At 63.7% G+C, this 13,220-nt stretch carries 11 protein-coding genes; 8 read left to right on the top strand and 3 right to left on the bottom strand.

Features of this window, described 5'->3' with window-relative positions; translation table 11 throughout:
• Positions 1 to 18: 18 nt before the first annotated feature.
• Positions 19 to 852, top strand: coding sequence for a thymidylate synthase (locus ATH90_RS27150; protein WP_034110026.1), 834 nt, complete (start codon positions 19 to 21; stop codon positions 850 to 852).
• 134 nt (positions 853 to 986) lie between these two features.
• Here ATH90_RS27150 and cadR read toward each other — a convergent pair whose 3' ends face one another.
• Entirely contained in the window at positions 987 to 1,427 is a 441-nt protein-coding gene (gene cadR, locus ATH90_RS27145) for a Cd(II)/Pb(II)-responsive transcriptional regulator (protein ID WP_034110025.1), read from the bottom strand.
• Positions 1,428 to 1,512: 85 nt separating this feature from the next.
• Between cadR and ATH90_RS27140 the strand changes: the two genes are divergently transcribed.
• The 7 genes from ATH90_RS27140 to ATH90_RS27110 all read left to right on the top strand — a co-directional run bounded on the left by ATH90_RS27140 (position 1,513) and on the right by ATH90_RS27110 (position 10,419).
• A complete protein-coding gene (locus tag ATH90_RS27140) occupies positions 1,513 to 3,765 on the top strand; it encodes a heavy metal translocating P-type ATPase (RefSeq protein ID WP_069078498.1) in 2,253 nt (750 codons plus the stop codon).
• A 16-nt stretch (positions 3,766 to 3,781) separates the two neighbouring features.
• Positions 3,782 to 4,645: a LysR family transcriptional regulator gene (locus ATH90_RS27135; protein ID WP_034110021.1), complete on the top strand. Its 864-nt coding sequence runs from the start codon at positions 3,782 to 3,784 to the stop codon at positions 4,643 to 4,645.
• Positions 4,646 to 4,791: 146 nt separating this feature from the next.
• Entirely contained in the window at positions 4,792 to 5,856 is a 1,065-nt protein-coding gene (locus tag ATH90_RS27130) for a putative 2-aminoethylphosphonate ABC transporter ATP-binding protein (RefSeq protein ID WP_034110018.1), read from the top strand.
• A gap of 1 nt (position 5,857) precedes the next feature.
• Positions 5,858 to 7,564 (top strand): putative 2-aminoethylphosphonate ABC transporter permease subunit, encoded by a 1,707-nt coding sequence (locus tag ATH90_RS27125; RefSeq protein ID WP_069078497.1) that lies wholly within the window; start codon positions 5,858 to 5,860, stop codon positions 7,562 to 7,564.
• Between the two features lie 18 nt (positions 7,565 to 7,582).
• Positions 7,583 to 8,605: a putative 2-aminoethylphosphonate ABC transporter substrate-binding protein gene (locus tag ATH90_RS27120; protein ID WP_069078496.1), complete on the top strand. Its 1,023-nt coding sequence runs from the start codon at positions 7,583 to 7,585 to the stop codon at positions 8,603 to 8,605.
• 126 nt (positions 8,606 to 8,731) lie between these two features.
• Entirely contained in the window at positions 8,732 to 9,865 is a 1,134-nt protein-coding gene (locus ATH90_RS27115) for a TIGR03364 family FAD-dependent oxidoreductase (protein WP_034110012.1), read from the top strand.
• Entirely contained in the window at positions 9,865 to 10,419 is a 555-nt protein-coding gene (locus ATH90_RS27110; RefSeq protein WP_098467528.1) for a phosphonate degradation HD-domain oxygenase, read from the top strand. Before ATH90_RS27115 ends, ATH90_RS27110 begins: the two co-directional genes overlap by 1 nt.
• Here the strand turns inward: ATH90_RS27110 and ATH90_RS27105 are convergent.
• Both ATH90_RS27105 and ATH90_RS27100 read right to left on the bottom strand, forming a co-directional pair.
• Positions 10,416 to 11,783 carry a DUF3482 domain-containing protein gene (locus ATH90_RS27105; RefSeq protein ID WP_034110008.1) on the bottom strand — a complete coding sequence of 456 codons (1,368 nt, stop codon included), beginning with the start codon at positions 11,781 to 11,783 and terminating at the stop codon, positions 10,416 to 10,418. The genes ATH90_RS27110 and ATH90_RS27105 overlap by 4 nt on opposite strands.
• Positions 11,776 to 13,155 carry a DUF2868 domain-containing protein gene (locus tag ATH90_RS27100; RefSeq protein ID WP_098467527.1) on the bottom strand — a complete coding sequence of 460 codons (1,380 nt, stop codon included), beginning with the start codon at positions 13,153 to 13,155 and terminating at the stop codon, positions 11,776 to 11,778. Before ATH90_RS27100 ends, ATH90_RS27105 begins: the two co-directional genes overlap by 8 nt.
• Positions 13,156 to 13,220: the final 65 nt, after the last annotated feature.

Raw genomic sequence — 13,220 nt, 5'->3', positions numbered from 1 at the left:
ACCGATACAGGTACCAAAATGAAGCAATATCTCGAACTACTGAACGACGTCGTGACCAATGGATTGACCAAGGGCGATCGCACCGGCACCGGCACCAAGGCCGTGTTCGCCCGTCAGTATCGGCATAACTTGGCCGACGGCTTCCCACTGCTGACCACCAAGAAGCTTCACTTCAAAAGCATCGCCAACGAGCTGATCTGGATGTTGAGCGGCAACACCAACATTAAGTGGCTCAACGAAAATGGCGTGAAAATCTGGGACGAATGGGCCACCGAAGACGGTGACCTGGGCCCGGTCTACGGTGAACAGTGGACTGCCTGGCCAACCAAGGACGGCGGCACGATCAACCAGATCGATTACATGGTCCACACCCTCAAGACCAACCCTAACAGCCGCCGCATCCTGTTCCACGGTTGGAACGTCGAGTACCTGCCCGACGAAACCAAGAGCCCGCAGGAAAACGCTCGCAACGGCAAGCAAGCCCTGCCACCGTGCCACCTGCTGTACCAGGCGTTCGTGCACGACGGTCACCTGTCGATGCAGTTGTACATCCGCAGCTCCGACGTCTTCCTCGGCCTGCCGTACAACACTGCCGCGCTGGCCTTGCTGACCCACATGCTGGCCCAGCAGTGCGACCTGATCCCGCACGAGATCATCGTCACCACCGGCGACACCCACGCCTACAGCAACCACATGGAACAGATCCGCACCCAACTGGCGCGTACGCCGAAGAAACTGCCGGAACTGGTGATCAAGCGCAAACCCGCATCGATCTACGACTACACGTTCGAAGACTTCGAAATCGTGGGCTACGACGCCGACCCAAGCATCAAGGCCGACGTCGCCATCTAAAGGCTATCTCGTTCGAAATGTGGGAGCGGGCTTGCTCGCGAAAGCGCAGTGTCAGTCACCCGATTGATCGGCTGATACACCGCCTTCGCGAGCAAGCCCGCTCCCACATTTTCGATAAGGTTAACAAGGCGGCATCAGTGCCCGTGGCTTCGGCCCACATGTGAAGGCTCAGCCTCACTGGCCTGCACACTCCCGCTGACCTCCAGCCGCTGCAGAATCCCGCACTCCGGCCCGCCACCACAGCGCTGGCGCAGGTCCAGCAATTGTTCCTGCAACGCCAGCAGCCCATCGATCCGCGCTTTCACATGGTGGATATGCTCGTCGATCAGCGCATTCACGTTTTCGCACTGGTCCTGGGGGCTGTCCCGCAGGCCCAACAGGCTGCGGATTTCTTCCAGGGTCATGTCGAGGCTGCGGCAGTTGCGGATAAAGATAAGCCGCTCGGTGTGCGCCTGGGTATACACGCGGTAGTTGGCGTCCGTGCGCGCCGGGGGTGGGAGCAGGCCTTCCTTCTCGTAGTAACGGATGGTTTCCACCGGGCAGTCGGTCAGTTTGGCCAATTCGCCGATCTTCATCGCAGCAATCTCCAAATGGGTGCTTGACCCTATAGTGGCTACAGGGTCTTTACTTGGCAACAGGCACCTTTACGGACGCGACAGAATGAGCGATTCCATCCACACCCCGCACAAGCATGACCACGACCACGACCATGCCCCGAAGAAATTGACCCCCGTGCATGACCACGGGCACGGCGGCTCGTGCTGTTCCGGCGCTCCTGCGCCAGCGCTCGTTCAATTGAGCGAAGCGCCTACCGCGGGCTCGCGGCTGAGCACCTTCCGCATCGAAGCCATGGACTGCCCCACCGAGCAGACGCTGATCCAGAACAAACTGGGCAAGCTTGCGGGCGTGCAGCAGCTGGAATTCAACCTGATCAACCGTATCCTGGGTGTCACCCATGACTTGCCGAGCACTGCGCCGATCATCGACGCGGTCAAATCCCTGGGCATGCAGGCCGACCCCATCGAAGAAGGCACGCCTGCCGCCGAGCCTCCTGCCAAGAAACACTGGTGGCCGCTGGCGGTGTCCGGCGTCGGCGCGCTGGGCGCCGAAGTGCTGCACTTCACCAACGCCGCGCCCACTTGGGTCATCGCGGTGGTCGCGCTGGTGTCGATCCTCAGCGGCGGCCTCACCACCTACAAAAAGGGCTGGATTGCCCTGAAAAACCTCAACCTGAACATCAATGCGTTGATGAGCATTGCGGTGACCGGTGCGATCCTGATCGGCCAGTGGCCGGAGGCCGCGATGGTGATGTTCCTGTTCACCGTGGCCGAGTTGATCGAAGCCAAATCCCTGGACCGTGCGCGCAATGCCATCAGTGGCTTGATGCAGATGACGCCCGAGCAGGCTACGGTGCAGCAGGCGGATGGGACATGGGTTGAAAAAGAGGTAAAAAGCATCGAGCTGGGCGCCATCGTGCGGGTCAAGCCCGGCGAGCGCATCGGCCTGGACGGTGAAGTCACTGCCGGCCAATCCACCATCGATCAGGCGCCGATCACCGGTGAAAGCCTGCCGATTGAAAAGACCGTGGGCGATAAAGTCTTCGCGGGCACCATCAACCAGGCCGGTTCCCTGGAATACACCGTCACCGCAGCTGCCAACAACTCGACCCTGGCGCGCATCATTCACGCGGTGGAACAGGCCCAAGGCGCGCGGGCGCCGACTCAGCGGTTTGTCGACAGCTTCTCGAAGATCTACACCCCGGCCGTGTTCCTGTTCGCCCTGGGTGTCGCGCTGATTCCGCCGCTGTTCATCGCTGGCGCCTGGTTTGACTGGATCTACCGTGCCCTGGTACTGCTGGTGGTCGCCTGCCCGTGTGCGCTGGTGATTTCCACCCCAGTGACCATCGTCAGTGGTCTCGCGGCCGCTGCGCGCAAAGGCATCCTGATCAAGGGCGGCGTGTATTTGGAGGGCGGTTACAAGCTCGACTACCTGGCCCTCGACAAGACCGGCACGATCACCCACGGCAAGCCGGTGCAGACCGATTACCTGGCCCTGTTCCCCACTGTCGAAGACCGCGCGCCGGCGTTGGCCGCCAGTCTGGCCGGGCGTTCCGATCACCCGGTGTCGCTGGCGATTGCGAATGCGGCTGTGGATAAAAACCTGCCGGTTGACGTTGTGGATAACTTCGAGGCCCTGGCCGGTCGCGGCGTACGCGGCGATATCAACGGTGAAACCTACTACCTGGGCAACCATCGCCTGGTGGAAGACCTGGGCCTGTGCTCGCCGGAGCTGGAAGAAAAACTCTTCGCCCTGGAAAAACAGGGCAAATCGGTGGTGCTGCTGCTCGACAAGTCTGGCCCCCTGGCGCTGTTCGCCGTGGCCGACACGGTCAAGGACAGCAGCCGTGAAGCCATCCAGCAATTGCATGAGCTGGGCATCAAGACCCTGATGCTTACCGGCGACAACACCCACACCGCCCAGGCGATTGCCGCTCAGGTCGGCATCGACCGGGCCCAAGGCGACCTGTTGCCTACCGACAAACTGCAAGCCATCGAAACCCTCTACGGCCAAGGCCATCGCGTGGGCATGGTCGGCGACGGGATCAACGACGCCCCGGCCCTGGCCCGCGCCGAGATCGGTTTTGCCATGGCCGCCGCCGGTACCGACACTGCCATCGAGACGGCCGACGTGGCGCTGATGGATGATGACCTGCGCAAGATTCCGGCATTCATTCGTCTGTCGCGACAAACGTCGAGTATCCTCAAGCAAAACATCGCCCTGGCGCTGGTGATCAAGGCGATCTTCCTGGTGGTCACCTTCCTGGGCCTGGCCACCATGTGGATGGCGGTGTTTGCCGACATGGGCGTGGCCCTGCTGGTGGTGTTCAATGGCCTGCGCCTGTTGCGCAAATAAACGATGAGAGGGTGGTGTGCTGAGTGCCGAGTTGAAGGCGTTTTACATGGTGGCCCGCCAGGGCAGCATTACCCAGGCGGCGAAAAAACTCGGCCTGAGCCAGCCCACGGTCACCACCCAGATCCGTAACCTGGAAAGCCAGTACGGTGTCGAACTGTTCTACCGAGGCGGCCGCCGCCTCACCGTCAGCGACGACGGCGCGCGCCTGCTGCCGATGGTCAAGGCGCTGTTGCAGCAGGAGGCGGATATCGAGTTCTTCCTTCGCAACAATGGCCAGGTCCAGGGTGCACTGAGAATTGCCGCGACAGCACCGTATTACATCCTCGACCTGGTCAAAGCGTTTCGCGAGCGCTTGCCGCAAGTGGACGTGTCGGTGGAAATCGGCAACTCCCAGCAAGTGCTGGAAGCCCTGGATGACTACCGCGTCGACGTTGCCGCCTCCTCGCAACTGCTGGAAGACTCGCGCCTGATTCGGCGTGTATTGGGCACCGACCCCCTGGTGCTGGCGGTGCACCGCAACCATCCCCTGGCCAAGCTCGACCATGTGCCCCTCAATGCATTGGCCGGGCACACCTTGTTGATGCGTGAAGCGGGTTCCACCACGCGGCGCCTCACCGAAGAAATGCTGCAGGGCGCTGGCGTGAGTTATGGCCCACTGCTGGAAATCGGCAGCCGCGAGTCGATCCGCGAAGCGGTGCTGCGCAATATCGGCATCAGCATCATCGCCCGTCAGGAAGTGCCCCACGACCCGCAACTGCGGGTGCTGACCATCGAAAATGCACCGCAGATCCCCGAGTACCTGTACTGCCTCAAGGAGCGCAAAGGCGCGCGGTTGCCGGCGGCGTTTCTAGGGTTGGCGCAGGAGATGTCGCCGCTCTGACGCGACGGGTGGTTTTGGACTCGCCCAGGCAACAGATGCCTTCCCAAATCCATCAATACCACTATCGCTGGGTTTTGCCTTTCTGCCACACGAGGGACGCATTGCCTGCCTAGCATGGCCTTCATCCGTTCGATGAGGTGCCTTGCATGAACACAGCCCTGACCCAACCCGGCGCGCCCATGAAGGTGCGCGGTATCCAGAAGCGCTTTGGCGCCTTTACCGCACTGGATAACGTCTCCCTGGACGTCGCCGCCGGCGAGCTGGTGTGCCTGCTGGGCCCGTCCGGTTGCGGCAAGACCACCTTGCTGCGCTGCATCGCCGGCCTGGAACGCCAGGACAGCGGCGAGCTGTACCTGGGCGAGCGTGATGTTTCCCTGCTGCCGCCCCAGGCGCGGGACTACGGCATTCTCTTCCAGTCCTACGCGCTGTTTCCCAACCTTACCGTCGAAGCGAATATCGGCTACGGCCTCACCGGCAGCGGTCGTGATGAAGTGCGCAAGCGCGTCGGCCAGATGCTTGAGCTCGTCGGCCTGGTGGGCAGCGAAAAGAAATACCCCGGCCAGCTCTCGGGTGGCCAACAGCAACGGGTTGCCCTGGCCCGTGCCCTGGCCCCGGCACCGTCGCTATTGCTGCTCGATGAGCCCATGTCGGCCCTCGACGCCCGGGTGCGCGAGCACCTGTGCACCGAGCTGCGCCAGCTGCAACGCCGCCTGGGCATTACCACGCTGATGGTCACCCACAACCAGGACGAAGCCATGCTGATGGCCGACCGCATCGCCGTGATGAACAACGGCAAGGTCGAGCAGTACGCGACGCCCCAGGAGATCTACGACCGCCCGGCCACGCCGTTCGTGGCGGAGTTTGTCGGCCAGGGCAACTGGCTGCCGTTCAGCCGCAACAGCGCCAGCCATGCCCAGGTGGGCGGGATGAACATGCGCCTGGCCGATGACGCCGGCGTGGCCAGCTCCGGGCGCCTGTTCTGCCGCCCAGAGGCGATCAGCGTCAACCCGCCGGTGCACGAAGAGAACCTGTTCCCGGCCAAGGTCCGCGAGATCACCTTCCTCGGCAACCGCTGCCGCATGAGCTTCGAACTGGAGCAGTTGCCCGGCCACCCGTTGCTGGCGGAACTGGCTCCGGAGGCTATGCCACGCCTGGGTGCCCAGGATATCTGGGTGGCCTTGCCGCCACGCAGCCTGCAGGTGTTTGCCTGAGATGGCTACGGTGATGACTCTGCCGCATCAGGTTAGCCGCGCGGAAACGGGCGACCGTATTTTCGTGCTTGGCGGTAAGTGGTTGTGGCTATTGCTGCTGGGCGTCGCCGTGCTGCTGCCATTGCTGGCGATCTTCTGGCGCGGTTTCAGCAGCGAAGCCGGCCAGGGCGGTGGCTTGGTGGCTGCGCGGGAGCTGGTCACCAGTGACAACTTCCATTGGTTGCTGGGTAATAGCCTCAAAGTTTCGCTCAGCGTGGCGGCCATCGTCGTACCGATTGCCTATCTGTTTGCCTACGCCCTGCAACGCACGTTGATTCCTGGCAAGGCGATCTGGCGCGGCCTGTCGCTGCTGCCGCTGATGGCACCGTCGATGTTGCCGGGCATTGCGCTGGTTTATCTGTTCGGTAACCAGGGCATGCTGCGCGGGCTGCTCTCGGAGAATATCTACGGCTTCTGGGGCATTGTGCTGGGTGAGGTGATCTACACCTTCCCACACGCCCTGATGATTCTGCTGTCGGCGCTGTCCCTGGCGGATGCGCGGCTGTTTGATGCGGCTTCCAGTATGGGCGCCAGCCCGGCACGGGCGTTTCGCAGCATCACCTGGCCGGCGACGCGCCAGGCGGTATTCGCCGCGTTTTGCCTGGTGTTCACCCTGACCATCACCGACTTCGGCGTGCCCGTAGTGGTGGGGGGCGATTATCAGGTGCTGGCGCTGGAGGCCTACAAAGCCGTGGTCGGCCAGCAACAGTTCGGGCGTGGCGCCTTGATCGGCATGGTGCTACTGCTGCCGGCGCTGTTCAGCTTTGGCGTGGATGCCTGGCTGCGCCGTCGTCACGGCGATTCGATGAGCGGGCGTGCCCAAGTGTTCCAACCGGCGCCATCGCGCCTTAGAGACGGCTGCTACCTGGCTATCGTGCTGTTGATTTGTGCCGTGTTGCTGCTGGTGTTCGGCATGGCGGTGTATTCGTCGCTGGTGAAGTTCTGGCCGTACAACCTCTCGCTGTCGCTCAACCACTATCAGTTCGAAGACACGGCGGGCGGCGGCTGGCTGGCCTACCGCAACAGCCTGACCATGGCGTTGTGCACGGCGTTGATCGGCAGCGTGCTGATTTTTACCGGGGCGTACCTGATGGAAAAGACCCAGGGGCAGAAAGGCCTGAACCTTGCGCTGCGCCTTCTCAGTTTCGTGCCGATGGCCGTACCTGGGTTGGTACTGGGCTTGGGCTACGTGTTCTTTTTCAACCTCAACGGCAACCCGCTGCATGTGTTCTACGGCAGCATGACCCTGCTGGTGGTGTGCACCATTGCGCACTATTTGACCACTGCACAGATGACCGCGACCACGGCGTTGCGCCAATTGGATGCCGAGTTCGAAGCCGCGGCCTTGTCCCTCAAGGCGCCGTTGTACCGCCATTACCTGAAGGTCACGGTGCCGATCTGCCTGCCGGCGTTGCTGGACATCGTGCGCTACCTGTTTGTGTCGGCGATGACCACGGTGTCCGCCGCGATATTCCTCTACAGCCCCGACACCATCCTCGCCGCCGTTGCCGTGCTGAACATGGATGACGCCGGCAACGTCGGCGGTGCGGCGGCCATGTCCACTTTGATCCTGTTCACCTCGGCCGGCGTCTCGCTGCTGCTGGCGTGGGCTTCACGAGGCGCGTTGCGCCGCTCCCAAGCCTGGCGCCAGACCGCGCCAGGCCAATAATCCTGAAGGAGGTGTTCCATGTTCAAGCCCCTGGCGCTGGTCGCTGCCGTACTCACTGCATTCAGCCTGAATGCCTTCGCCAAGACCGAATTGACCGTGTACACGGCCCTCGAAGCCGAGCAGTTGAAGACCTATAAGCAGGCGTTCGAAAAGGCCAACCCCGACATCGAGATCAAATGGGTGCGTGACTCCACCGGCATCATCACCGCCAAGCTGCTGGCCGAGAAAGCTCGCCCGCAGGCCGATGTGGTCTGGGGCCTGGCCGCCTCCAGCCTGGCGATCCTCGACCAGCAAGGCATGCTGGACAACTATGCGCCGAAGGATCTGGACAAGATCGGCAAAAACTACCGCGACGCCGCCAACCCACCCGCCTGGGTCGGCATGGACGTGTGGGCCGCGACCATCTGCTTCAACACCGTCGAAGCCGAGAAACAGGGCCTGACCAAGCCGGTGAGCTGGCAGGACCTCACTAAGCCGGAGTACAAGGGCAAGATCGTCATGCCCAACCCCGCCTCCTCCGGCACGGGCTTCCTGGACGTCAGCGCCTGGTTGCAGACCTACGGCGAGCAGCAAGGCTGGCAGTACATGGACGACCTGCACCAGAACATCGGCCAGTACGTTCACTCCGGCTCCAAGCCGTGCAAGCTGGCGGCTTCAGGTGAATTCCCGATCGGGATTTCCTTCGAATACCCGGCCGTTCAACTCAAGCGCCAGGGCGCGCCGCTGGACATCATCCTGCCAAAAGAAGGCCTGGGTTGGGACATCGAAGCGACTGCCGTGATCAAGGGCACCGCCCACGCCGACGCGGCAAGAAAACTCGCCGACTTCTCCGCGAGCACAGCGGCCATGGACCTGTACAAGGACAACTTCGCCGTCCTCGCCCAGCCCGGCATTGCCAAGCCGCAGACCGAGTTGCCGGCCGACTATGAACAGCGCCTGATCAAGAATGACTTCGCCTGGGCGTCGAAGAACCGCGACAGCATCCTGGCCGAGTGGCGCAAGCGCTATGACGGCAAGTCGGAAAAAGTGGCGGGCCAGTAAGGCTTTCGTCAGGGCTGATGGCCTCATCGCAGGCAAGCCAGCTCCCACGTTGGCAGGTATTCACCCATCAAACTGTGGGAGCCGGGCTTGCCCGCGATGGCGGTCTCGAATACAGGACATCACGACATGACACACCACAGCGACCTGCTGATCATCGGCGCCGGCATACTCGGCCTGTCCCATGCGTACGCCGCCGCCAGGCGCGGCCTCAAGGTCAAGGTGTTCGAGCGCAGCGCCACGCCACTGGGCGCGTCCGTGCGCAACTTTGGCCAGGCACTGGTCACCGGCCAACCGCCGGGGCCGATGCTCGACCTGGCACGGGAAAGCCGTGATATTTGGGGGCAATGGGCTGAGCGCTCGGGTCTGCAGCTCAAGCGCAACGGCTCGTACCTGTTCGCCCGCACCGAAGCGCAGGAGCATCTGCTGGAAGCCTTCTGCGCCGGTCGCGCCGTAGAGCACGGCTACAACGTCGAACTGCTGCAAGGTGCAGCGATGAAGGATCTCTACGGCGGCCAGTTCCGTCATCATCGCGCCGCGCTGCACGGCAAGGACGATCAGCAGCTGTATTCCCGCGAGGCGATCCCGGCGCTGATCGACTATCTTCGCCGTGAACTCAAGGTGGAGTTTCACTTCTCCACCCTGGTGCGTGACGTTGAACCGGGCCAGTTGCACAGCACGGCGGGCAGTTTTCGCGGCGAGCAGATCATCGTGTGTTCCGGCCACGATTACCAAACCCTGCTGGCTGAATCGATCGCCGAACTCAACCCAGGCATCTGCCGCCTGCAAATGCTCCGCGCGCGGCCAGCCGTGAACCTGAACCTGCAACACGCCTTGCTCACCGGCCTGAGCTGTGTGCATTACGGCGCTTTTGCCGACCTGCCGCAGGCCGCGCCCGTGCAGGCGCAGATCCTGCGGGAGTCGCCGCATCTGCACGAACACGGCATCCACCTGCTGATCAGCCCGACGCCCTATGGCGAACTGATCATTGGCGACTCCCATGATTACGGCAGCGATGCATCGCCGTTCAATGCCGAGCAGATCGACGACTGGATGATCGAACTGGCCGAGCACACCCTGGGCTGCAAGATCCAGGTGGTCGAACGCTGGCAGGGCGTCTACGGCTCGCGCGGGCCGCGACCGTTTTCCTTCCTGCGGGCTGCTCCAGGGGTGAGCGCGGCGTTGATGCATACTGGCGTGGGCATGAGCGTGGGGCCAGCGATGGCCGAGCGCAATATCACCGCATTGTGGGGGGCCGCGTGATGAACCCAGAGCAGGCGATCGCCGACGTCTTCGGCTTGTACGAGAAACACGGCACGGCGGATTACATCGGCGAGCCGGTGTCGCAGCTCGAGCATATGTCCCAGGCGGCGCAGTTGGCCATGGCCGAGGGGTTTGATGATGAAGTGGTGCTGGCAGCGTTTTTCCACGATATCGGCCACCTCTGCGGCCACGGCGGCGAGAACATGGGTGGCTATGGCGTGGTCAGCCATGAGCGGCTGGGCGCGGATTACCTGCGCCGCGCAGGGTTCAGCGAGCGCATGGCCACGCTGGTGGAATACCACGTTCAGGCCAAGCGCTACCTGACCTACAGCCAGCCCGACTACTATGCGCGTTTGAGCGAAGCCAGCCGCCGTACCCTGGTTTACCAGGGCGGTGTGATGAGTGCCAGGGAAGCCCAGGCATTCGAACAGGACCCGCTGTGCGCCGTGAGTTTGCGCCTGCGTCAGTGGGACGAGCAGGCCAAGGAAATGCACGTGCCGGTGCTCGACCTTGAAGTGCTCAAGGCCAAGGCTCGGCAGGTGCTGGCGGCTTAGGTTTCGTCCAGGCGCAGGGCCAATGCTTGGACCTGTTCCTGGCGCTCGGCCTGGCTGAGTTTGGCGTGGGGGTTGAGCGACGACCATTGCGGGTGGGCGCGGGCCTTGTGCAACGCATCGGGCAATTTACCTTCGCGCCAGGTTTTGTCCTGGGGCGTATCGACCTTGATGCTGTGCATCGCCGCATGGCCGCGCAGGTTCAACGCCTTGAGCAACTGGCGCTGACGCAGGGCGAGCAGGCGCAATACGCTGTCGTCGACGGTCAACTCTCGGTGGCCTTTGATCTTGCCCAGCAGCCGGCTGCCATAGCTTCGCGCGGTTTGCAGCGCGCCCCCGGCAATCGCACCCGCGAGGGCGGCGGCGCCGAGCGTCAGGCCGCCGACCAATAGATCCACACCGGCACCCGCGGCCGCGCCTGCGGCGATACCACCGCCGACGCGCACGCCCAGTTGCTTGAGGGTTTCGGGGTTGAACAAGTCATCGCCCCAGCGCCCATCGAGCAAGGGCAAGTCGCTGGCGGCGGCATCCTGCGGGCGAAAGCCGAACAGTTTGAGCAAGGCTTCCACGCATTTTTGTTCGCGTTGGCGCACGGCTTTACGCAGGTCGCCGATGGCTTGCTGTTCATCCTCGGTGACCACGCTGCGGCGGCAGGCGGCGCAGTCGATCAAGAGCTCGGCGATCAACCGCGCGGCGCTTTGCTGGCGCGCCTGGCGTTGAGCCTCCTGGTCAAGAATCAACCGCTCCAGCTGTGGCCGCGCGTGTTCCAGCAGCAAGGCGAGGCTTTCATACAGGCGCCGCTCGCCGTCTTCCGGCGGCGCCACGCTGTCGAATCGCACCAGCGCGTGCAGGCCAAGACGGGCCAGGGCTTCGCGCCAGTCCGGCTCGCGGTGGTCGCTGCTGCTGACGAAGTTGAGCACTGGCAGCAACGGTTTGCCGCAACTGGCCAGCACGTGCAGCTCGTCGCGGTACTTGGCCAGTACTGGCTCGCGGGCGTCGATCACGTACAGGCCGGCGTCCGAGGCCAGCAGTTGGCGCAGCACCTTGGCTTCCTGTTCGAAACGCTGGCGGGCTTCGCTGCCCTCAAGGAAGCGCGCAAGGCGTGCCGGGCCGTCGAGGCGTTCGCCGGGGCGGTCCAGGCGCTCCAGGTAATCGAGCAGGGCGATGGCGTCTTCAAGGCCTGGCGTGTCGTACAGCTCCAGCAAGGCCTCGCCATCCACTGACAACCGCGCGCCTTCGACATGCCGCGTGGTGCTGGGGCGATGGGAGACTTCGCCGAAGCCCACGTCACGCGTGAGGGTGCGCAGCAGCGAGGTCTTGCCGACGTTGGTGTGGCCGACCACGGCGAGTTTCAGGGGCTTAGTCATGACCGGTCTCCAGCCAGTTCAGCGGCGCGCAATCAGCGAACGGCAGTTCAAGCTGTTGCAGCGCGGCGTGCCAGTCGCCCAGGCGTTCGGCGTCCAGGGCCTGGCCCGGCGGCGCTTGCAGCAACCACACGCGGGTGGCGGTGGCGCTGCGTGCCAGTTCGGCGATCAGGGCCAGGCTGCCGCGGTCGGGCGAGCGCCGTGGGTCGCAGGCGATGGCCAGGCGTGCCGGCGGAAAGCGCGTCAGTTGTTCCAGCAGTTTGTTGCGTGATTCGCGGCTGTCGAGGATGCCAGCGTTCTTCACACTGGCTGGCAGTTTGGGTGGCCAGGCGTGCTGGTCGTCCAGTTCGATGGCGACCAGCAGGGCGCCGTCGCTTTCCAGTTCACTGACCCCGCCGCTGACGTGGTGCAGCTGTTCGGGCGCAGCATCGTTGACCCCAAGGCGCTCGCTGCTGGGCATCAGGCGTTCGCGCAATTGGCTGTAGCCGGGCAGGTTGAGGTCCAGGCGCAGCGCTGCGCGCCCACGCTGCCAGCGCCACAGGCACAGCAGCGCGAGGATCAATCGTGGCAGCAGGCCGTAGACCAGCAGCACGCCCACCAGCCAGGTGGCCCAGGCTTGGCGGGCGCTTTCGATATTCAAGGCGTAGTCGCCGCTGGCGCGGATCATCTCCACCGTTGGCACATTGAAACCGAGCAGCGCGGGCAGGGCACCGAGCGCCTGGGTCGCGGCAACGAAGGTGTCGGCGCCCAGGAGGGTGGTCTCCCACACAAAGCCATAGCGGCGGGTGGCGAGCAGTGTCAGCAGAATCACCAGCGCACTGAGCAACGCCAGTAACCACAGGCTGTTGACCAGGACACCCACGGCCCAGCGATTGAGTTTCTGGCGCTGTAGCAACAGCAACAGCGCGGGCGCCAGTTGGGCGGCCTTGGCGTCACGGGCGAGCTTTTCGCTGAGCCACAACCACAGGCGCCCGAGACTGGCGCTGTGTTCGCCGGCAAACAGCAGGCCCAGCGTCCAACTGATCAGCAGGATCAGGTTCAAGCCGAGCAGGCTGCCCAGGGCCCAGAACACATTCACCGGGGCCAAGCCATTACCCAGTGCAGCAAAGCCCAGGCCGGCGCCGCTGATCACGGCGACGATGGCCAGCAGCACCAGCGCCAGGCGTGCGCCCTGCAGCCAGCGGCTGAGGGCGGACGTGAGCCCGTCGCGTTCGGCCAAGTGCAGGGCGCGCTGTTGGATGCGCGTCGGCAGGTCGCCGCCGGCCGTGCGGGCCAGGCGGTTGGCTTCCAGGTCTTCCAGGGGGCCGGCGTGTTCTTCACGCAGGCGCACGGTTTCTGTCAGCCAAAGTGTGTGCAGCGGGGTCAGTGCAGTCACGCGCCATCCTGTCGTATCAGTGAGCCTGGAGCATAACCGCTGACTCGCACCTCTGGTATTCTCGT

The organism is Pseudomonas lurida, assembly GCF_002563895.1.
In the GTDB taxonomy this organism is placed as follows: Bacteria; Pseudomonadota; Gammaproteobacteria; order Pseudomonadales; family Pseudomonadaceae; genus Aquipseudomonas; species Aquipseudomonas lurida.
Note: the sequence above shows the minus strand (reverse complement) of the source record. Positions and strands in the feature narration are given on the sequence as shown.